Origin of the sequence: Flavobacterium humi (assembly GCF_004745595.1) — a bacterium.
Lineage (GTDB): Bacteria > Bacteroidota > Bacteroidia > Flavobacteriales > Flavobacteriaceae > Flavobacterium > Flavobacterium humi.
The window spans coordinates 51,375-73,552 of record NZ_SRLH01000007.1; the positions used below are offsets into that span (position 1 = coordinate 51,375).

20 protein-coding genes are annotated in these 22,178 nt (G+C 41.6%); 10 read left to right on the top strand and 10 right to left on the bottom strand.

Translation table 11 applies throughout. The features are described 5' to 3' along the window. Positions 1-4 precede the first annotated feature (4 nt). The 10 genes from E4635_RS12720 to E4635_RS12760 all read left to right on the top strand — a co-directional run bounded on the left by E4635_RS12720 (position 5) and on the right by E4635_RS12760 (position 10,323). Positions 5-856, top strand: a complete 852-nt coding sequence (locus E4635_RS12720) for a UbiA prenyltransferase family protein (RefSeq protein WP_317133528.1) — start codon at positions 5-7, stop codon at positions 854-856. Positions 857-1,049: 193 nt separating this feature from the next. Continuing rightward, entirely contained in the window at positions 1,050-1,499 is a 450-nt protein-coding gene (locus tag E4635_RS12725; RefSeq protein ID WP_135527081.1) for a hypothetical protein, read from the top strand. 37 nt (positions 1,500-1,536) lie between these two features. Next, positions 1,537-3,282, top strand: a complete 1,746-nt coding sequence (locus E4635_RS12730; protein ID WP_135527082.1) for a tetratricopeptide repeat-containing sensor histidine kinase — start codon at positions 1,537-1,539, stop codon at positions 3,280-3,282. Then, positions 3,275-4,021: a LytR/AlgR family response regulator transcription factor gene (locus tag E4635_RS12735; RefSeq protein WP_135527083.1), complete on the top strand. Its 747-nt coding sequence runs from the start codon at positions 3,275-3,277 to the stop codon at positions 4,019-4,021. The genes E4635_RS12730 and E4635_RS12735 overlap by 8 nt, the downstream gene beginning before the upstream one ends. Positions 4,022-4,267: 246 nt before the next feature. After that, positions 4,268-4,423, top strand: a complete 156-nt coding sequence (locus E4635_RS15770; protein WP_169630266.1) for a hypothetical protein — start codon at positions 4,268-4,270, stop codon at positions 4,421-4,423. A gap of 20 nt (positions 4,424-4,443) precedes the next feature. Beyond that, the gene (locus E4635_RS12740; RefSeq protein ID WP_135527084.1) at positions 4,444-4,950 is read left to right on the top strand and encodes a hypothetical protein; all 507 of its coding nucleotides are present in this window, start codon (positions 4,444-4,446) and stop codon (positions 4,948-4,950) included. Positions 4,951-5,218: 268 nt separating this feature from the next. After that, a complete protein-coding gene (locus E4635_RS12745) occupies positions 5,219-6,952 on the top strand; it encodes a hypothetical protein (RefSeq protein WP_135527085.1) in 1,734 nt (577 codons plus the stop codon). Positions 6,953-7,036: 84 nt separating this feature from the next. After that, positions 7,037-8,119: a phosphotransferase gene (locus tag E4635_RS12750; protein ID WP_135527086.1), complete on the top strand. Its 1,083-nt coding sequence runs from the start codon at positions 7,037-7,039 to the stop codon at positions 8,117-8,119. A gap of 3 nt (positions 8,120-8,122) precedes the next feature. Next, on the top strand, positions 8,123-9,097 hold the full coding sequence (locus E4635_RS12755; RefSeq protein WP_135527087.1) for a T3SS effector HopA1 family protein: 975 nt from the start codon (positions 8,123-8,125) through the stop codon (positions 9,095-9,097). A 5-nt stretch (positions 9,098-9,102) separates the two neighbouring features. Further along, complete coding sequence (locus E4635_RS12760) at positions 9,103-10,323, top strand: lanthionine synthetase LanC family protein (RefSeq protein ID WP_135527088.1); 1,221 nt, start codon at positions 9,103-9,105, stop codon at positions 10,321-10,323. A 49-nt stretch (positions 10,324-10,372) separates the two neighbouring features. On the opposite strand, the gene E4635_RS12765 is transcribed toward E4635_RS12760, so the two are convergent. The 10 genes from E4635_RS12765 to E4635_RS12810 form a co-directional block, all read right to left on the bottom strand. After that, positions 10,373-10,837, bottom strand: coding sequence for an SRPBCC family protein (locus E4635_RS12765; RefSeq protein WP_135527089.1), 465 nt, complete (start codon positions 10,835-10,837; stop codon positions 10,373-10,375). Beyond that, complete coding sequence (locus E4635_RS12770) at positions 10,830-11,744, bottom strand: TIGR01777 family oxidoreductase (RefSeq protein ID WP_135527090.1); 915 nt, start codon at positions 11,742-11,744, stop codon at positions 10,830-10,832. The genes E4635_RS12765 and E4635_RS12770 overlap by 8 nt, the downstream gene beginning before the upstream one ends. Further along, positions 11,741-12,568 (bottom strand): thiol-disulfide oxidoreductase DCC family protein, encoded by an 828-nt coding sequence (locus E4635_RS12775; protein ID WP_135527091.1) that lies wholly within the window; start codon positions 12,566-12,568, stop codon positions 11,741-11,743. Before E4635_RS12775 ends, E4635_RS12770 begins: the two co-directional genes overlap by 4 nt. After that, positions 12,565-13,266 carry a YqjF family protein gene (locus E4635_RS12780; RefSeq protein ID WP_135527092.1) on the bottom strand — a complete coding sequence of 234 codons (702 nt, stop codon included), beginning with the start codon at positions 13,264-13,266 and terminating at the stop codon, positions 12,565-12,567. The genes E4635_RS12775 and E4635_RS12780 overlap by 4 nt, the downstream gene beginning before the upstream one ends. Before the next feature lie 88 nt (positions 13,267-13,354). Beyond that, positions 13,355-13,858 carry a GbsR/MarR family transcriptional regulator gene (locus E4635_RS12785; protein WP_135527093.1) on the bottom strand — a complete coding sequence of 168 codons (504 nt, stop codon included), beginning with the start codon at positions 13,856-13,858 and terminating at the stop codon, positions 13,355-13,357. Positions 13,859-13,954: 96 nt separating this feature from the next. After that, positions 13,955-15,988, bottom strand: coding sequence for a M3 family metallopeptidase (locus tag E4635_RS12790; protein ID WP_135527094.1), 2,034 nt, complete (start codon positions 15,986-15,988; stop codon positions 13,955-13,957). 189 nt (positions 15,989-16,177) lie between these two features. Further along, positions 16,178-16,657: a 5-(carboxyamino)imidazole ribonucleotide mutase gene (gene purE / locus E4635_RS12795; RefSeq protein ID WP_135527095.1), complete on the bottom strand. Its 480-nt coding sequence runs from the start codon at positions 16,655-16,657 to the stop codon at positions 16,178-16,180. Positions 16,658-16,726: 69 nt separating this feature from the next. Continuing rightward, entirely contained in the window at positions 16,727-17,878 is a 1,152-nt protein-coding gene (locus tag E4635_RS12800) for a 5-(carboxyamino)imidazole ribonucleotide synthase (RefSeq protein WP_135527096.1), read from the bottom strand. Between the two features lie 1,174 nt (positions 17,879-19,052). Continuing rightward, positions 19,053-19,763 carry a response regulator transcription factor gene (locus E4635_RS12805; protein ID WP_135527097.1) on the bottom strand — a complete coding sequence of 237 codons (711 nt, stop codon included), beginning with the start codon at positions 19,761-19,763 and terminating at the stop codon, positions 19,053-19,055. 141 nt (positions 19,764-19,904) lie between these two features. After that, complete coding sequence (locus tag E4635_RS12810; protein WP_135527098.1) at positions 19,905-22,100, bottom strand: T9SS-dependent choice-of-anchor J family protein; 2,196 nt, start codon at positions 22,098-22,100, stop codon at positions 19,905-19,907. Between the last annotated feature and the right edge of the window lie 78 nt (positions 22,101-22,178).

Here is a 22,178-nt window from a genome sequence, read left to right on the forward strand (position 1 = left end):
GGAAATGGAACTTGTTAACAGATTGATTACTTTTGTAAGGATGCAACTACTTAAGAAAACCCTCGACATTTATATCAACGGAAGTATTCACGTGGCCCTGGCGGTTTATGCCCTGGTCCGGATGACTTTTTATTTCTTCCATATTTCATATGATGCCCCGATGGCCTGTTTTGCTTTTTTTGGCACTATCGTCGGGTACAATTTTGTAAAATACGATGCTTTGGCACGGGCCAAAAAGCTAAGGATGAGCAGCCAGTTAAAAGTTATCGTGGCGTTGAGCGTTGTCTCTTTCCTGGCGGCCGGTTATAGTTTTTTCCTGCTGGAAACCGCAACAAAAGGGGTTGCCATAGGATTTTTGGCACTGACCATGCTTTACACGTTGCCTTTTTTTCCGAAAATTGGCAATGCCCGGAATTGGGCCGGTGTAAAAATTTATATCGTGGCGTTCTGCTGGGCGGGAATTACGTTGTTTTTGCCGGTAATCAATGCGGGGCTGCCGCTCTCGGGCGATGTCTGGCTTAAGTTTTGCCAACGTTTTTTACTGGTTATCATCCTGATACTTATTTTTGAGATTATCGATTTGAAAAACGACGATCTTTCGCTTCAAACCGTTCCGCAACGCCTGGGAGTCCAGAAAACCAAGATGCTGAACCTGCTTTTACTGCTTCCTTTTTATGGACTGGAATTTTTTAAAAGCGATTTTCAGGTGCACCAGCTCTGGATCAATTTGATTTTAATAAGTGTTCTCGCGCTTTTTACGCTTTTCTCCAATCCCAAACGATCGGATTATTATACTTCCTTTTGGGTGGAAAGCGTTCCGGTTTTTTGGTGGTTACTGGTCATCCTGTTCCAATAGATCTGACATTTTGCTTGTTTTCCGGTTAACGGCGGGTCTTTTTACCTTCTATAAAAATAAAACCCGGGGCGTTTTGGCCAAAGGGCAAATAATTCCTACAAAACAATCGATATTTTAAATAAAAAAATTACTTTTAACTTCGAGTATTTTCCTTACAAACAGGACATTTATTAACCGCTAAAATTGAAATACCATGAATAATACTACTACAAATGAAACAACTGTTCTGCCTCCTTTAAAACTTGTCCAGATTTCCCGGATGAACGAGCAGGCCATCACTATTGAAGGCTTGATAAACCCGGAATGGCTTTTGTCACCATTGGTGTCTGCAGAGGTAGTAACCCAGGGAGATGTGCCATACATGAATGTTAAGATAATGGCTTTTTTGCCGGACGAACTGGAAAACGATTCTTTTGAGCTTTTTGAGCTTTCGCCAGAAGAAGCCCCTAATTTGGAACTTCTTTTGAAATATAAAAAGATACTGCCTAATGCTAAAAGTTATTTTGCCTGGTACATCTGTTACGAATACCAATTGTCGAAAGATATAATAGACGTTACCGTGATTATTCAAAATAACGATCCGGACAATGGGAACCCAAGGACATCAAGAGGTACGGTAACACAGATCATACAGAGTTACTGATGCAAATGGATATTTTTTGCTAAAACAAAAAAGCTGGATGAAATTCAAAATTACGTTTCTTATTATTTTGCTCCATCTGTTTTTTCCTTTTTCTCTTTTCCCCCAAGGGAAACCCAACAGTACAATGCTGCTGGAGGCCATCAGGAAAAAAGGAATTCAATATAAGGCGGAAGTAAATTTTTACAAGGCCCAGTCCTTTTTTTTGGAAAAAAACTGGGATTCTACTTTAGTGTATTCCATGAAGCAGCTTAGCCTGAAGGACAACAAGGAAGAGATTCGGGATTTTTGCCATTATTTCAGGGCTTTCGGTTTTAAGAATAAAAAGCTCCATGTGGAAGCCAGGAAGGAATTTAACCGGATTTCCGATAGGTTTCCCTTTCATTATAAAGTCAGGTTGTATTTGGGTGAAATTGCATTGGAATTGAATGAGTATCAAAATGCCATACGCTATTTTGAAGAAATCGAAAAATTGCCCGAAAACCGGATATATGATTTTAACAAAGGCGCATTATACCATAATTTAGGGATTTCGTATTTGCTCCTCAATAAATTTGATAAAGCGGAAAGCTATTTTTCTAAAGGAACGCAACTATTTCAAAAAGAGAAAGATACGGCTTCGATAATTGGTTCCTATATTAATATTGCCAATTTGTATTACGAACAATATAAAGATGACCTGGCCATTCCTTATTTTGAAAAAGCCTATCAGCTGTCACAAAAAACAAAGAATTTCGAGCTGAAACAAAACGCCGCCATGAACATGGCCGTAGTGGAAGAAAACCGGAAAAAACTGCCTTTGGCCTTGCAGTACCGTAAAGAATACGAAACCTGGAAAGATTCGTTAAACGACCAGAATAAGGTTTGGGCCATTGCCGAATTGGAAAAGAAATTTACCGTAAAGCAAAAACAAAAGGAAATAGATATCCTTGCCGCCGAAAACAAGTTGAAAATAGCCGAAAGGAACGGTTTTTTCTTTTCTTCGGTTTTATTGTTCATACTGTTTGGGACAGGGATTTATTTTTACAGGCAGAAGATAAAAAGCAATGCGATCATTCTTTCCCAGAAAAACGAACTCGACGAACTGAACGCCACAAAAGACCAGCTGTTCTCTATTGTAAGCCATGATTTGAGGTCTTCGGTAAGTGCCTTGAAAACCAGCAACGCCAAATTATTGGAAAACCTGGAAAACAAGAATTTTACGGAACTCGACAAACTGCTCCACAATAACAAAGCCGTGGCGAACGGGGCTTATAATTTGCTCGATAATTTGCTCAATTGGGCGTTGCACCAAACCCGTCAGATGTATTTCCATAAGGAATCGTTGCACTTGTTTTCCATCATCAGGCAAATAGAATACAATTACAAACCCCTGATGCTCGATAAAAACATCAGTTTTAAAAATGAAGTGCCCACTACCGTTTTCGTGTATGCTGACCAGGGTTCTTTAAAAATAATACTCAGGAATTTAATTGACAACGCCATTAAATTTTCGGAAGAAAACGGCATGATTTCCATTTATACCCGGCCGACAGAAGATGATTCCTGTACGTTGGTCATAGAAGATTCCGGATTGGGGATTAGTGAGAAAATGAAAGAGGAGCTGCTGAGCGAAAGTGTTTTGCTTTCGAAAAAAAGGAACGGCGAAAAAATAGGTACCGGATTGGGCATGCAGCTCTGTAAATCAATGATACGGAAAAATGACGGGAAATTAATGATTGAAAGCGAAGAAGGTATTGGAACCAAAATGATTGTACAATTGCAAAAAAACAAAAACAATGGATAATGTCAGTGTGCTTATTATCGAAGATACTCCGGCGGAAAGCGAGTCTCTGGTAAAAGTACTTACAGAAAACAATTATACGGTAGCCGGCGTGGCCACGAGCTACAGCGATGCCCTGGCCCAATTTTACAAAAAGCCTGTAGATATTGTGGTTATCGATGTTTTTTTGAACGGAATCCCGGATGGCATTGCTTTTGCCGAAACGATCAATATCACGCCCAATATTTCCAAACCTTTTGTTTTCCTGACCAGTTCCAATGACCGCCAGATTTTTGAAAGAGCCAAACTGACGCATCCTTTCAGCTTTTTGCTCAAACCGTTTAACGAACTGGAAATCCTGTATGCCATCGAAATGGCCGTGGAGAAATTTTATGCCCAGACGGATGTTTTTTTCAGCCCCGACCAGGATACTGTCATCAGTAACGACTGCCTTTTTATCAAAAAGAAGAATTCCCTCAAAAAAGTATTCATCACCGATATTTTATACATTGAAGTAGAAGAACGATACTGCAATATCATCACCGAAACTGAAAAATTCGTCATTATGATTTCCCTGACCAAAATAAGCGAGCTTCTGGAGAAAGACAAATTCGTCAGGACCCACAGGAATTTTATCGTAAACATCGATAAGATCGAAGAAATAATGATGCATGACAACCTGGTCATCTTAAAAGGAAACCACAAAGTGACCCTTAGCGAAAAACACAAGGACTTCATCAAGAAGTTTAACATACTCAAATAATTATACGACCTCTTTTGGCCAACCCTTCTCTTGCACGTGAAGGGTTTTTTGTTTTGCGCTCAATCTTCCATGGGTGCCTTTGATGCTATTCATGACAAGAATTCCATCCCTGATGACATTTTTTATGTAGCAGCTTGAAAATCACTATAATTTCACTTCATAAAACAAAAGAAGCTAGCACCATTTGTTTTTTGCGCTTTTATCGAAAAGATACATTTTCCATATAGAAAACCGACATGTGCTTACATGATTATATCAAGTGCTACAGGAATAATCTACCTCAAAAATAAAAGCGGAACACAACCGAAACTACTAATCATCAATGCAGGAAAAGCAAAGATGGAAACCTGGAAAAGTTTCGTCTTCAAAGGGAGTAAACCGAAAAACCCTAAAAAAGAGTAGGTGAAATAAATCTAAATATCATGTCAAATTCAGCTTTTTTAGAAACAGAAGAAAGAAAAGCGTATTCTCAGAATACGAAAAACCATGTGCCTGTTGAAGAAATTGAGGTTAAAACAACCCCAATGAGCCTGACAGTAGGAATCAGCCCGGATTCATTAGCGATCCCAAGACCGGACTTGGCGGGATTACGCCTCACTTCCCTAAAAGGAGGCCCGGTATATTTGGTAAATCCTGAAGGATACCTTCAAATGATCCCTAATCCGCAAACGTACAACAGTCTTTTCAGGGATTGGAGCAATATCATCAAGGCAGACTTGTTGAACATCGCTACGGGAAGCCCTATAACGGATGGTGCGGTTTTGGCTAAAGCCGATAACTCTGCTGCCGTATATATTGTTTCCAACGGAGTCAAAAGATGGATCAACAGTGCCGCTGCCATGGATAAGTATTACTTCAACTGGGATGCTATCCTAACAGTTCCTCACGTATTGGTTGATTTTATTCCATCAGGGCAAACCTGGTCATAAAATGCCGATTCGTCAATTGCTTGTAATGCAATTATCATAACTGTCTTTTTCAGACCAAAACAAATTGCGATTTAAAAAGAAAAGGCAACTCGCCAAAGAGTTGCTTTTTCGTGAACAGGTAGTTCTACTTGTATTGAAAATCAGGGGTTTATGCTCTATTTAATTCTAGTTTATCGTAATAGGTTTGTTATGTAATATTACAAAAACCACAGGGAAGAAAGCCGAAAAACCCTAAAAAAGAGTAGGCAAAATAAACAAAACAACAATCATGTCAAAATTATTAAACGTAGAAAATGGGGCAGTATACGAAGGATATGACAATTTAGCAGCTGCGGAATGGTGTTCACCAACCTTCCTGGGCTGTGGAGTGTGTGTATCTGCTAGTGCTGTTAAAGGTCAAGTAACAATTACCATCGGATTGAAAACGCCTTTTGGAAATGTGACCAAGAGCTTTAATTTCAATGCTAATGTAAGTTTCACTTGGCAGCCATTCAGTAAATTCAAAATCACGCTAAGCATCACTAATTTTAACGAAGCAGGTGGTGTCTTCAGTTTTGATTTAGGAGTAAACCCTTGTGTTGACATTCCTTTCTTAGGATGGAAATGCTTTAACTATAGCCATCATTTTGTGGTGCCTATAGCGCTTCCTGGTATTCAAAGTGATATAGACGATAGCCAATTTGCAAGTATCCTGGCATTGCATGCAGGAGGATCCCTAGGTGGTTCTTGCAAAGATTGCAATGATCAGGGAGGTTCTTCTTTATTGCAAGGAGATATTTACAACAACTACCTGAACAACCAGGCGGCTTTCCCAACTATTCCAATCACACAATGTTTGCCAATCCCAACAGTTCAGTGCGTTCCTACCATCACTTCATGTGTAACGGGAATTTCTCCGATTTGCGCGGCACAACAAGGTGGTGCTAATGCAAATGCTGCCGCTGTTCCGACATTGCCGGTTAACCAATGTGTGCCTACCGTACAATGTGTTCCTACATTATCTTGCATTCCTACAGTAAGCTGTACCGGAATTCCTTTTGTTTGTAGTGCAGAACACGGAGTTGGCGGAGCTGCGAATAATGCCGCTGCTTTCCCAACCATTCCAATCACGCAATGTTTGCCAATTCCAACAGTTCAGTGTGTTCCTACGATCACTTCATGTGTAACAGGAATTTCGCCAATCTGTTTGGCTCAACAAGGTGGTGCTGCGAATAATGCTGCTGCTTTTCCAACGATTCCAATCACGCAATGTTTGCCAATCCCAACAGTTCAGTGTGTTCCTACGATCACGTCATGTGTAACGGGAATTTCTCCAATCTGTTTGGCTCAGCAAGGTGGTGCTGCGAATAATGCTGCTGCTTTCCCAACCATTCCAATCACGCAATGTTTGCCAATCCCGACAGTTCAGTGTGTTCCTACAATCACTTCATGTGTAACAGGAATTTCGCCAATCTGTTTGGCTCAGCAAGGTGGTGCTGCGAATAACGCTGCTGCTTTTCCAACCATTCCAATCACACAATGTTTGCCAATCCCGACAGTTCAGTGTGTTCCTACAATCACTTCATGTGTAACGGGAATTTCGCCAATCTGTTTGGCTCAGCAAGGTGGTGCTGCGAATAACGCTGCTGCTTTTCCAACCATTCCAATCACACAATGTTTGCCAATCCCGACAGTTCAGTGTGTTCCTACAATTACTTCATGTGTAACGGGAATTTCTCCAATCTGTTTGGCTCAACAAGGCGGTGGCGCCCATGCCAATGCTAATGTAGCAGCTTTGCCAACATTGCCAATCAATCAATGTTTGCCAACAGGCCAGTGTGTTCCTACGATCACATCATGTGTGACAGGAATTTCACCTATTTGTGCATCACAACACGGTGGAGGTAGTGCACCGGCAGTTCCGACATTGCCGGTTAACCAATGTGTGCCTACTGTACAGTGTGTGCCTACATTGAGCTGTATTCCTACAGTAAGTTGTACGGGAATCCCTTTTATCTGTTAAGATAAATTGTATTGAGGTTATTTAATAGATCGCAGGGGCTTAAAATCCTGCGATCTATCTTTAAAAATTTTAAATGCTTTAGTTATGCAATTAGCACCAGATACGGTTTATCAATACTTACAAAAACGACAGCTTATAAATGAGGAAGCAGTTGTTAAAGGAAATTTTATGGTACATCCCGTAAAAACCAGGAATACTATTATGAAGATATTGGTACAGCCTGAAAATTCTCTTTTTGTAAAACAAATGGGGACTGATTTGGTTTCCGGGAATTTGTTCCGAAGAGAAATAAGCGCTCATCATTTGTTTAAAAACAGCAAGGAATTTTCGCCTATAGCAGCAATCGTTCCCTCGCTTTTGGATTATGATGACGAGCATAATATAATGGTTACGGAATTATTGCACGATGCAAAAAACTTATACGAGCATTATATGCTCACTAAAAATTTTGACTTAAACCTTGCCAAAGAGCAAGCCTCTATATTATTCACCTATCATATCGTTCCCGACGTAAAAACGAACACGACAATGTTCCCTAAACTACTGCCATGGGTACTGCAACTGGACAAATACAAAGCACATGAGTTTTTCGTAGGGAATGAATTCAGTGCGGAAATCATCAATCTCATACAGCAAAACCAGTTATTGCAAAACGAATTGATTAACCTGGCGAAATCCTGGCAGTTTACACACCTCATACATGGGGACATCAAATGGATCAATTTCCTGGCTGTAGAAAAAGAAAACGGTTTTTCCCAAAAACTGATTGATTGGGAATTGGCCGATATCGGGGATCCGGTTTGGGACGTAGCCGGGCTGATGCAATCTTATGTTACAACTTGGCTTTTGGGATTTGATAATAACAAACCACATAGCCAGGCGCTGCCGGAATACATGCAGCCGTATGATATTAAAAACATGCAGCCTTCGGCACAGGCTTTTTTATACGAATATATCCGGTTGCAGCAGTATCCTGAATCAGAACACGCTGCTTTTTTGACCAAAGTGATGCAGTTTACAGCGGCACGCATTATCCAGACCAGTGTAGAAGGAATCACTTTCAATTCTAAGATCGAAGCCAATAATATGCGTTGCATCCAGCTTGCTTTCAATGTTTTGAAAGATCCTTTGGCGGCATTGTATGAATTATTCAATATTAAATTATAACCTATGTTTCAGGATAAATCCATTCTTGAGGAGCTTACGCAGCTTATTGAGCAATTGCAGCTCTCTGACTCCACTATTACCTTTAGAGGAGAACAGTATGCCATTATGCCTGAAAAAGCGAAAGAAAGCCTGGTCAATATACTTTATTCCGAATGTTATGCCTTGAAAGATTCCTATCAGAAAGGAATTTTTTCAAGAAGGAAAGAGGCAATGGCTGCAACTTCGGATGAATTTGTCCGCCTGCTTTCCGAAAGCAACCACAGTAAGGATAAAGAAGAACAGGGCTGGCAAATAAAAAACAATTATTCCAATGGGTTTCTTGAAGTGCAAAAAAACGGGCAAACCAAAACAGTACGTTACTCCGAACTGCGAAACCTGCCGGCAGGCTTCGTTCCTGTTGTAGGGCAAACCGTAACGGTGTGCTTCCCGAAAGAAGACAAGCAGAGACAACCTTCCTTTTATTATGTGTTCAGCAATTGGCCGCTTGACCTTACCGGTAAACTGACCCGCATTTATTGGAACATCACCAGTAATGGTGCGGCTGTACTGATAGACAATATCACCAGGAAATTGAATCATTATAACATTCCTTTTCTTTTTAAATGCCTTAACCATCCGGATTATTATTTTAGGCGGGACGCGGCGGTATTGTACATCGAAGACAATATGATGCCTATGGTCAATTTGCTGTTGCCCGAAATCTGCACCATAATGAGCGGATACCTAGAGGATGACGTGCCGCTTTTTACCTATCAGTACGGCAAAGGTGTCGGTATTGCAGAAAGCCCTAACACACAGGAAAGTTTCGGGATGAACAGAGTAGGGATAGTAGCCGAAACACTAATCGGTTCCATGCCTGGAGAGCAAAGGCCTGGAGTACTTATTCAACAAATCGGGGCAGCATTCCTTACAAAAGGAATACAGCCTTCTACGCCTTTTTTAAATAAAGGATCACGGATTTTATTCAATAAAAATTAATACATATGGATCAGATAAATAGAAATAATTTCCTTGAAGCCGCCTGGAATATTGGCTGCCAGTTAATGAAATCCAGCATTTGGCATGGCGATTCATGCAATTGGCAAGGTTATTCCATCGAACCTTTGGATGGACAATTCCAGCCTGTCATAAGGACTTTCGGGCCTGATGTGTATTCCGGTACTTCCGGCATTGCCCTTTTTCTTTCGGCCTTATATGCTGAAACCAAAGACCCTATTCTGCTCAAAACCATTGAAGGAAGCATCCAGCAAGTAAAAGATACGATGCATGATGCTCCTGATCACGGGTTTTATGCCGGAAAGCCCGGTATTGCCGCGGCATTGATTACTGTCGGAAAAGAAGTAGGCAGGACAGATTGGGTAGAAGAAGGGATCCGTCTTTTGGACAGTATTGCTACCGCTGCCCTTCAATCGCACCAAATCGATGTGATTAGTGGTGTGGCCGGGACAATACCAGTTCTTATCGATGCTCATAAAGAATTCAAAAAACAGGAATTCTTGGACAAAGCCATTGTATTAGGCAATTTGTTATGTGATGCCGCCGTCAAAAATAATGAAGTATGGTCTTGGGCTACAGTCCCTTCCCAAAAAAACCTGACGGGATTTTCCCACGGATCTTCAGGAATGGCCCTTGCCTTGCTGCAATTGTATGGCGTGACCGGAAATACTACATATCTTGAGGGAGCCACCGGCGGATTTAATTACGAAAGACATTCTTTTGATGCGACACAGCAAAACTGGCCCGATTTCAGGGATGGGGTTAGCCAGCCATCGGCAAATGTATGCGGATTGGCATGGTGCCATGGAGCGCCGGGCATTACCATATCGAGGCTAAAAGCGAATCAGATTAAAGCCGAAGACGTTTTTGTACAGGAAATGAATACTGCTTTGATTACGACGGCTAAAAATATTTACCATACGGTCATGGATAACCTGAACAATACCAATTATTCTTTGTGCCACGGTATTGCAGGAAATGCCGAAGTCCTGCTCGACTGCGGAGGTCCGGAATACCAAAAACTGGCCGAAACGGTAGGAACTGCCGGAATTGCAAAATACCAAAACAATGCTGTTTCCTGGCCTACGGGTTTGAATACCAACCAATATACACCGGGACTGATGGTCGGTATTGCCGGAACCGGTTATTTTTACCTGCGGTTGCTCAATAAGGACAAATATAAAACCTTATTGGCGCCGGGTTTATAAAATGCAGAATAGAAACTGCTTTGGATAAAAAATCAAAAGCGGTTTCTTTTTATTGCTGTTGCTGGCATTTCTCGGAGAGGTCTTTCAGGACCGAATTCCTTTCGGTAATAAAACGGCGCATATGTTTTTCCAGGAATAAAAGATCGAATAATTTTCCCGCAATCCCAAAAGGAGTTTTATACGCCAACTTGTCGGTCATAAGGGTAATTCCGTTTTCTTCCGAAAAAAAATGTTCGTGCCTGAAATACGAAAAAGCCCCTTCTTCCATTTCATCTGTAAAATAATCATAAAGCGACATGGCCGTAATCCGGCTTTTATGAGTCAGGTAGATGCCAAAATGTTTGCCTTTCCAAGTGACAGTTTCATCATAATTAATTACTCCGGAGGTTACACCGCCTATGGCTTTTTCATTTGATTGGCCTGCAGATTGCTGATGGATGTCAATATTCCTGGAAATATCGAAAACAATTTGTTTTGAGGCTTTTATGGTGGTGTGTATTTCGATTTTAGTCATTTTTCAAAAGATTTCGGAAGGTTTTTTGTAGCGTATCAAACGTAAATTCAAACCCGTTTTCCTGCAACCGTTTTGGGATCACATTCCTGCTTTTCAGGACCAATTCGGTTTCAGTCCCGATAATTTTAGCCCCGAATTCCAGCATTGATTTGGTAATCACTGTCCCGAAAGGCATTTTCATTTCTTTTCTCAATAACCTCATGAAATCTTTATTCCGGACAGGTTCCGGTGAAACAATATTCAGGATTCCGGCAATCTTTTTTTCGATAATGAAATGGATGGCCCGGGCAAAATCTTTTTCATGTATCCAGCTGATAAATTGATTTCCGTTTCCCTGTTTTCCCCCAAACCCTAGCCTTGTCAGGTTTTTTATAGGTAAAAAAGCACCTCCGTTTTTGCCTAAAACAATAGAAGTCCGCAAAGCTGTTTTTATTGTTTGAGGTGTTTCGGTCCCAAAAAAGGCTTCTTCCCATGCTTTGGCCACATTCATAGAAAAATCATCGCCTATTTCTCCATTGGTTTCATCCATTTGCTGGTCTTCAGAATGCCTGTATATGGTTGAGGTAGAGGTGTTCAGCCACTGTTTTGGCGGGTTTTTGCAGCCGATGACAGCCTGGTTCAGGATTTGGGTACTTTGTATCCTGGAAGCGAGGATTTCGGCTTTGTTCTCCTCCGTATAACGGCAATCCACAGATTTTCCTGCAAGATTGATTAATACGTCGGCATTTTCCAGCTCGGTTTCCCATCCGGTCATGGTTTGGGCATCCCAGTTTACATATCTTACCCCGCCGATTGTTTTTGATTTCCCTCTGGTAAGGATGACTATTTGGTCAAAAGCATTTTTGAAATGATCGGTGAGGACCTGGCCCAGGAAGCCTGTGCCTGCAGCAATTATCAGTTTGTTCATAGTGATGTGTTTAAGATGAAAAATAAAGCGATTAGACGGTACAGTATCCAGGTCAGGGAAAGGTATTTCGGAAGGTTAAGAAGCCCTATTCTTCTGTAATGTTCTTTTAGCATGAGCAAAACCGTTATTCCAAACCAAGCCAGGACAACATATTCGTTAACGGCGATTATGGTATTTAGCAGGAGAATAGGGAGCAATAACAATGATCCGAAAAGAGAGACGGTCATTAAATTGCCCCAATAGGCCACAATTGTTTTTTTGTCTTTTTTAAGCAGGAAAACGCCTTGGAAAATGAGTTGCCCAGCGGCCAGGATACATTCCCTTATATAATTGCCGTGAGGGAGCAACGGAAGCATTTTAAAATACTGGAATAAGGCAACACTGGTCATAACCAGGGCAAAAACAATATAAAGAAACCTGTACCCGAAATGGAAAGTTGGCTCACACTTCAATTTTGTATTTGTTGCATAAGGCCCCGGAATAATGGCTTTTCGGTTATAGGAAATAAAAGAATAGAATTTCCGTAAAGCCAGGTGAACAGGTTTTGTTTTCCCGATGGTTTCTACCAGCGGAAACGAATTGCCTATTACTTTCAATAAGCTGTCAATCCCGTAAAGGGCTGTTTTGTTTTGGGTGTCGATCAAGGCAATTTCATTGGCAGCCCTTTCAATATCAATAAAAAGGGATTCTTCCTGAGTAATTTCTGTGAACGGTTTTTTACCGTTTTTATCCAGCATCCCGGTTTTTATAAAACCAGAAGTATAGGCCTGGCAAAGAGGGCAGTCCTGGTCATACAGCAAGGTTTGGTGTTTGAGCGTTTTCATAGCGTTATTTTTCGTTTGTTTTCAACTGAAATTTCAGAACCGTCGACCAGAAAGACCGAATTGGGTTGCATTTGATTCAAAAATTCAAAATCACGGCCGTAAACAGCGCTGAAATCAACATTGATAGCATAATTCTTGATATGGTATTGATTCCATTTGGGATGTTTCACTTCGTATTCGTAAGTTGTTTTTGAATCGTATCGGGTGTACCCGAAATAATGTTCTGCGATGAATTCTGCTTCAGGATCTGCATCGATTGCCGTAGCGAAATCATATGCATTTACGCCGATGGAATAGTTTTCCCAATGATAGATAACCGTTCGTATTTCCGCTTCCAGCTTGTTTGTATGTTCCATGGAAAATGTCTGGTAATTTTCTTTGTAAAACGTATTGGCTATAAAAGTGACCGCTGCTTTGGGAACAATCTCCTTGATAAAGACAACGCCGCGTCTCCAGGTGCCGTTTTCAAATCGTTTTACATAAAACCGAAGGTTTACTTCTTCAAAATCAGTATGTTTTGGGATTTTAAACCCTAAAACTTTTGTGTCTTCAAACCTAAAACCGACTAAACTGACATAACATTTATTTTCCCATAAATCGATTTCAGTGCCGGCGGGCAGGTATTTTGTTACATGATCAGGATTGATGACATAATTTGCCATAATCAGGTTTTTCCATTTTGCAGATAAGAAACTCATGGTTTTAAATTTTATTGTTTATTTTAAACTTTCAGAAAAAAATGAAAGTTTGATTTAAATTTTTTTAGCAATAAGTTGTCAATACGAACTATTTCATGATTTTTACAACCAGCTTGGTCAGCCAATTGTCTTTGTATTCCGTGATTTTGTCCAGGACATTGTCGGCTTTTAAAACAAAATCATACAATTTTGTGGTTTGGGCTACAAAATGCCTTTCTTCTTCCGTTTGGTTGGCTTCAATGGAGGAAACTTCCTTGAGCACCTTAAGTGCCGGTTTGATTTCCCTTTTGCTCCTTTCCCGCGAAATTTTCACCGCCAGTTCATCCAAATCTTTTTCAGCTGTAAAAAACTCCCTGCGTTCGCCGGCTTTGTATTCTTTGTAAACAATGCCCCAATCCATCAAAGCCCGGATATTCATACTGGCATTTCCCCTTGAAATCTGTAATTCTTCCATGATATCTTCCATAGAAACCGGTTCGTTGGAAATCATGAGCAGGGCATGGATCTGGGCCATCGTTTTATTGATGCCCCATTGTGAACCTAGAGCGCCCCATGTTTGTACAAATTTATTTTTGGCTTCGTTGAATTGCATAAGTCAAAGGTAAATAAAAGTTTTTAAACTTTCAAAAAAAAATGAAAGTTAATTTGAAAAAATAAAGCCAAAGCACTAATGCCTTGGCTTTGAGTGTTATGAAGCGATCAGTCCAGCCCGTTTCAATAAGGCTTCCGGCTTAGGTTCCTGGCCCCTGAAGCGTTTGTATAATGTCATAGGATGGTCTGTGCCGCCTTGCGAAAGCACATTGTCTTTAAATTTGTCTGCTACTTCTTTATTGAAAATTCCCTTCTCCTGAAAATAAGCAAAAGCATCAGCATCAAGGACTTCTGCCCATTTGTAGCTGTAATAGCCAGACGAATAGCCTCCTTGGAAAATATGGGAGAAAGAGACGCTCATGCAGTTTTCTGCTACATCTGGGTATAATGCGGTATCTTCCATGGTGGTTTTCTCAAATGTTTTGACATTTTGAATGCCACTCGGGTCTTTGCTGTGGAAAGCCATGTCCAACAACCCGAAACTCAATTGGCGCAATGTGGCCATGCCTTCCAGGAAACTGGCGCTTTCCTTGATTTTTTCGACATATTCCTGCGGGATAATTTCGCCTGTCTGGTAATGTGTTGCGAACAAGGCCAAAGCTTCAGGTTCGTAACACCAGTTTTCCATAACCTGGCTTGGCAGTTCCACAAAGTCCCAATATACGGAAGTGCCCGACAAGCTTGGGTAAGTCGTGTTGGCCAGCATACCGTGGAGCGCGTGCCCGAATTCGTGGAATAAAGTGGTGACTTCGTTAAAAGTCAGAAGGGAAGGCTTGGTTTCTGTTGGTTTGGTAAAATTGCAAACAATAGAAACATGTGGCCTTTCGTTATGGTTGCCTTTTTTGTATTGAGGTTTGAAAGAAGTCATCCAGGCGCCGTTGCGTTTTCCTTTTCTGGGGAAGAAATCGGAATAGAAAACCGCTACCAGGCCTCCATTGGCATCGGTTACTTCAAAAGTATGCACATCTTCGTGGTATTTGTCAATATCGAAAACCTCGGTAAAGGTAAGCCCGAAGAGTTTGTTGGCAATGGTAAAAGCTCCATTCTGGACATTCTCCAGCTTGAAATATGGTTTTAGTTTCTCATCATCGAGGTTGAAAAGCTCCTGTTTGAGTTTTTCGGCATAATAAGCGCCGTCCCATTTCTGCAGCTGATCGATATTGTCAAGTTTTTGGGCAAAAGCGGTGAGTTGGGAGAATTCCTTTTCGGCAGCCGGTTTGGCCTTGGTTAACAAATCATTCAAAAAAGAGGTTACTTTTCCGGATGTCTGTGCCATGCGTTCTTCTAAAACAAAATGGGCGTGGGTCTCGTAACCTAATAAATTGGCGCGTTCGTGGCGAAGATTGGCAATCTTTAAGACATTTTCCTGGTTGTCATAAGCATTCCCCTGGAAGGCTTTGCTGCCAAAAGCAATGGCTATTTCCTTGCGCAGTTCCCGCTGGTCGGCGTAGGTAACAAAGGGTAGGTAACTTGGATGGTCCAGGGTAAAGATCCAGCCTTCTTTTTCGTGGCTTTTGGCCAAAGAACGGGCGGCTTCTACAGTTCCTTCGGGCAAACCTTTCAAATCGGCCTCGTTGGTAATGTGAAGTTGGTAATTATTGGTTTCAGCCAAAACATTTTCGCCAAAAGTCAGCATTAGTTTTGCCAATTCGGTATCGATTTCGCGCAGGCGGGACTTTTTTTCTTCCGCCAGGAGCGCCCCGTTCCGGGAGAAACTTTTGTAACTTTTGTCCAAGAGCATGTTTTGTTCGGTATTCAGGCCTAGGCCGTCTTTTTGGTTGTAGACTGATTTTATACGTTCGAATAAGGCGCTGTTTAAAGTAATGTCATTGCTCAATTCTGTTAGCAAGGGAGAAATGTCCTGGGCTATTTTCTGCATTTCATCACTGGTTTCGGCCGAATTCAGGTTAAAGAAAATGCTGTTTATCCTGTCCAGGGTTTGCCCTGAGAACTCCAGGGCTTCCACCGTATTTTCAAAAGTAGGCGCTTCAGGATTGCTGGTAATAGCGTCTATATCCTTTCGCGTCATTTGGATGGCTTCTGTAATGGCAGGGGCAAAATGTTCGGTTTTGATCTTTGAGAAAGGCGCCGTATTGTGCTTTGTATCAAAGTATTTGGTAAGAATATTCATAATTTTACGTATTTCATCGATTTTATTTGTGGCATGTCGAAAGTAATTTTATATTTGAATAATGATAGTCAATTCGTTACTATTTAATTACATACGAATCTAAAAAGACGAGTAGATACCGATTTAACCCATCGATATTTAGTTTGTGTTTCCTAAAAAGCTCCAATACCACTTTAGGAGCTTTTTTTATTATTTAAGGTTGGCAGAAGCCGTAATCACAGCTTGCTTGAGCTCTTCCTTATAACTGATGATCTTGTTTAAAACGGATGCTTCATGGCTGCCGATAATCTGTGCGGCCAATATGCCGGCATTCTTCGCGCCGTTCAGGGCCACTGTGGCTACAGGAACACCACCGGGCATTTGCAGGATAGACAGGACGCTATCCCAGCCGTCAATGGAATTGCTTGATTTTACCGGTACGCCAATAACAGGAAGTGGGCTCATCGAAGCGACCATTCCGGGAAGATGCGCTGCTCCTCCGGCTCCGGCAATAATTACCGAAATGCCACGTGTATGTGCGTTTTTACTGAAATCAAACAGTTTTTCAGGTGTACGGTGTGCTGAAACGATGTCAACTTCGGTTTCGATGTTGAAATTTTTAAGGATGTCGATGGCTTCCTGCATGACAGGCATGTCGGAAATACTGCCCATTATTATGGCTACTTTCATTGGCTTGTTTTTGAATTATAAATTTTTGAATGTAAAGATTCATTTAAAATTTAAAATGGATACTGGTTTTTAAGAAATGACTCTTATGGTGTTTTTTACTTCTTCGGCAATCTGCCTTGCTTCTGCCATATTTTGATTGACAATGGTTACATGCCCCATTTTCCGGAAAGGACGCGTTTCCCTTTTCCCGTAAATATGGGGCGTTACTCCGTCTATGGCCATGATCTTTTCGATATTCTCATAAATAACCTGGCCGGAAAACCCTTCGGCACCGACCAAATTTACCATAATTCCGGCAACTTTGCTATCGGTATTTCCTAACGGAAGGTTCAATATGGAACGCAAATGGTTCTCGAATTGAGATGTATAACTGGCTTCAATGCTGTAATGGCCTGAGTTATGCGGGCGCGGGGCCACTTCATTGACCAGGATGGCATCGTCTTTTGTCTGGAACATTTCGACTGCCAAAAGGCCAACATGCTGGAATGCTTCAGCGGTTTGCAAGGCTACTTTTTGCGCTTTTTCGGCGATTTCGGTACTAATCCTGGCCGGACAGATGACATATTCGACCTGATTGGCTTCGGGATGGAATTCCATTTCCACCACCGGATATGTTTTGATTTCCCCTGAAACGTTCCTGACTACGATAACTGCCAGCTCGTTTTTGAAAGGGACCATTTCTTCTGCAATGCACTCCACTTCCGGGAGATTGCTTAAATCGGCTGCGGTGCGGACAATTTTTACACCATTGCCATCATACCCGAACCGGGCACATTTCCAAACAAAAGGAAATGCCAAAAGGTTTTTATCAAGGGATGTTTTGAGATGGGATAAGCTCTCAAACCGCTGGTGTGGTGCGGTAGGAATGTTATGTTGGACATAAAAATCCTTCTGGGTGCCTTTGTTTTGGATCAGGCGCAGTGTTTTGGGAGATGGAAAAACCGGCAATCCTTCTTTTTCCAGCTGGTCTAAAGCGTCGAGGTTTACATTTTCAATTTCGATAGTAAGCAAGCTGGCTTTTTTGCCGAACTCGTAGACGGTATCGTAATCCATTAGGCTGCCTTGTTGGAAAAGGGTACAGCTAAAGCGGGAAGGAGCTTCATTACTGGGATCAAGGACAAGGGTTTGAATGTCCAGTTTCTGTGTTTCCGCCAGGAGCATTTTGCCTAACTGCCCACCGCCGAGTATGCCTAATTTGAAATCGGAAGAGAAATAATTCATTGTGTTGTTGTTTAGGCAAAGATACTTACTCCATTGATAATTAACAATTGTACCGGGATAATTTAGGAACATATTTGGATTTGGCTGATTGTTGGGGCTATTGGAAAAGCAGTTGGTTGGCAGTATGGATGCACTTAGGGATACTACATCCATACTAGATCCATACTACATCCTGCACTCTAAGTGTGCTTTAGCTGCATTCAAACGGCATTCTAGTTGCGCTTTAAGTGTAAGTTGTAATGTATGGTAAAAACGATGTGGGATTGTGCTGTTAGGGCGAAGTGGAGTGTTTGGAAAGATTGGGGAGTATTGTAAACTAAACTATCCATAATCTTGTGATGTTGATGAAGGAAACATCTCTTTACACTTGTCATTCCGACGAAGGAGGAATCTCTTAAAACTTATTGTTTCTTAATGATGTCCTCTTTCTTCTTGACTCTTTCTTCTTGACTCTTTCTTCTTGACTCTTTCTTCTTGTACTTTGTCTTGATACAAAGTACCAAAAATCAAGCCTGATTGTTTTTTATTTTTCTTTTGTCTTGACACAAAAGAAACAAAAGGTCAAGTCTTGCATTCTCGGCGGTCAGATACGTCTTGCATCCTAAAAGAAATGAACTCGCTTCGCTCAGACAGCATTTCTTTTTACGGATACTTCGACTTTCTGACGCTCGCCTACGAATGCGAGGACGAAAGGAGGACTTGGAAAGATTGGGGAGGTTTACCTCGTCAGTTCTTTACGCTCGTGCCTCCTTCGTCGGAATGACAAGATTACGCAACGTTTGTCATTCCGACGAAGGAGGAATCTCTGTAAACCTTTACTTTCTTGTACTTTGTCTTGATACAAAGTACCAAAAATCAAGCCTGCACAGCACAATCCTGAAAACTACCGCGTCATTGCGCTCCACGTCCCGAACCGCTCGTCGTTCCGACTCGACTATGCGGAACGCTGCCGCTTCATGACTTGTTGTTTTCTACGGATTATGCTGTGAGGGCGGGATGGAGGACTTGGAAAGATTAAGGAAGGAGCTATGTCTTTGTTCTTTGTTCTTTGTTCTTTCTTCTTCTTAAATGAAGAAAGGCAGGACCACCCCCATTAAGTGGCCCTACCTTCTGTTAAACACCAAAAATTATTTGTTAAACTACCCGGTGTTTTAGGGATTATCGTGAATGTCTGTCAGACAAGGACATTTTCGGTTGCAAGGCAGAATCCTTCTCCGTGGATGTTAAGGATTTCTACATTTTGGTCTGCTTTAAGGTGCTTGCGTAATTTGGCTATGTACACGTCCATGGACCTGGAAGTGAAATAATTGTTGTCTCTCCAGATTTTGATTAGTGCCAATTCCCGTACCATCAGGCTGTTTTCGTGAAGGGCGAGCATTTTTAGCAATTCGTTCTCTTTTGGAGATAATTTTACGGGTTCTTTTCCTGTAAAATGCAAAAGCCTGTTGCTTGTATTTAATACGAATTCACCAATCTTAAATTCAACATTATTCAATTTCCTCCTGGATTCCAAAAGTTTATATTGTATGATGGTTTTGATTTTTGTGACTAACACGTCAGAATCAAAAGGTTTGTTGATAAAATCATCGGCATCAGCCTTGTATCCTTTCAGGACATCTTCCTGTACCGATTTCCCCAAAAGGAAAATAATTGGCACTTCCTTGTTTTTTTCATGAACTTCCCGGGCTAATGTAAAGCCGTCTTTATAAGGCATCATCATATCGATAATGCATAAATCATATTTGTTTTTCCGAAACATTTCGAATCCATCCATTCCGTTTTTGGTTAAGGTAACGTCAAAACCTTTTGCTAAAAGATAATCTTGTAATGCTGAGCCAAAAATTGTGTCATCCATTACCACTAATAGTTTTTTGCTTATTTCCATGCTATTCTGTTTGATTTAATCCTGCAGGGTGTTTTTCTTAAGAAACCTGCAGGATTGGTCATTATATTTTAAAATGAGAAGCATCAGGAAAATAAGAATCTTCATTGATGCCCATCATTTTAGACACTAAAAAAAAATAAATTAATTTGATTTTACGATTTTCAGGGTTTTCTGCAAACCATCTGCTTCCGCTTTTACTAAATAGGTGCCGCTGGCCAGTTTCGATACATCGACCTGCGATTGAGCTGCATTAATGTCCTGCCTTAAAACTTCCTGGCCCAACAAATTGTATATGGCAATTTTTGAAATGGTGGAAGAATAGGATAGGTTCAACACGTCTTTCACAGGATTTGGATAAGAAGATAAACCAGGAGCATTGGTAAAGTCTGGAGTGCTTAAAGAAGCATCGTAGGCGGCAATCCCGAATTCTGCTACGTTATCGTTGAAGTATTCGAAGACACGGATATATAAAGTCGATCCGGGAGTTTGGCCTGTAAGTGATTTTAAGGAATACGATCCTGTATCGGCACCGTCATCGTCACAATCTATATGGGTTAACGATCCGCAAGTTCCGGAATATATTGAAATTACAGAATCAAATGCCGGGGCACCTCCTGCTGTGGTATCACCTGTTTCAATGGTAATATTGCCGCTTGGCGGAACAACAACGCTATACCAGAGATCTCCTCCGAACAATCCAAAACATGTAGTGCTTGCTTCTGAAGAGGCTGTCGCTGCCGCGTTGGATCCGTTTACGATATGGTCCAGGTAATTGGCGCCAGGAGTAAGGGCTATGGCATTGGAACATTCGTCATTTGTCGGAGGGCAAGCCTCGTAGCTGATTGTTCCCAAAGGGATATTGCAAACCGCATTGCTGCCATGTTGTAATGTTAATGTAACCGGTGTCCCGAAAGGGAAAGGACCTACCTGCATGTTGCCGGTTGCTGTTACCGGCCAGTTGGTGGTACCGTCGGTTATGGAAGGCGTGCCGCTTCCCAGTGCTGTGATATTTGCCTGAACAAAGAATTGATTGTTAGGGCAATCGAAAGTAACTGTTTTGGTTGCAGCGGGTGGAGTACAAGTGGCTACGGTTACATTGATGGTATAATCTTCAAAAGAACCGTAACTTTCATCATAGCAAGGGATTACCGGACCGCTGTCCTGGCCTCCAATCCTCATCCTGTGGTGGCCTAAAGGAGCTGAAGCAGGAATGATGTAAGGGACAGTCAGTGTGGTCGGGATATCTGCGGAAGAAGTGCCGGAATAGACTTCTTCACCGGCATCTTCAAAATCATAATCATTGTTCCAGTCAATCCAGATTTTTGTTTCATAGGTGTAGCCGGTCTCGTAAGTAATAGCGATTGGCATGCTTAAACCTTGGTATGCATCGGTAATCATGGCACTGTAATCCCCGTAATTATTGGTTTCTGTCGTAGTGGTGTTGTTTATGGTCCCCATGGTCACATTGGTTATCCCTGAACCGTCTACGGAACTTGGATTAGGAGCACAATAGCAAGGTGCTGCGGCTGTAGTAAAACTGTTGGCAGGGCATCCTGTTGACGGGCCGATAATGTTGTAAGGAACCGCTTTCCAATAATAGGTGGTATTGGGAGTTTGGTTGTTTAGTGTGTAGGTAGTGCTTAAACCCACGTCCTGGCTGTTTACAATATCCGTTCCTCCCGGAGTAGTACCGATAGTCAGGTAATATCCGTCTGCATCGGTTGACGCGTCCCATGCAATCGAAGAGGCAAAATTTCCACAAGTAGGATTTATGGTTGAAACCGGATTGGTAATGCAGGCAGGAGGGGCTAAAGGTATAGCATTGACCGTAATGTCGTCCAGGTACAGTTCATTCAGGTTGGTCGTAGTGGAACGAAAGGCGATATACACTGTTTGCCCTAAGTAAGCATTCAGGTTATAGGTGTATTTTTGCCATGTTTGTGTAGGAGGAGTAACTCCTGAGGTGATAATCCCGGCAAAATTAGCAGGGCTCGTTCCTGTTGTTGAAATCAGGATGTCGAAATTTTCAGGAAACGTATCGGAAAGATTACTGCCCCATAACGACAATTGGTTGCTTGCCGCCGTTACTGTAAATTGAGGCGTGATCAAATAATCATCGTGTGCGTCTGAAGAATAGCTTATCCGTACAATATGGCTCCCGGTATGGGCGCTAATTGGCAGTGTGTCATCTTCCCAGGCTTCCCATCCGTTTGCATCGCCACCGTTGATGACGGTCCAGGAGGAAAGGATCCCAGCCTCGAAGCTGTCGCTGAATTGTGCATAGCCATGATAGGCAAACGCCAAAAATGACGTCAACAATAAAGTAATTTTTTTCATAGTCTAGTTGGTTTCGGTTATAGTTGCCCAAATATTGAAATAACCAAACAAACAACCTTAACTTAGAGCAGTATAATT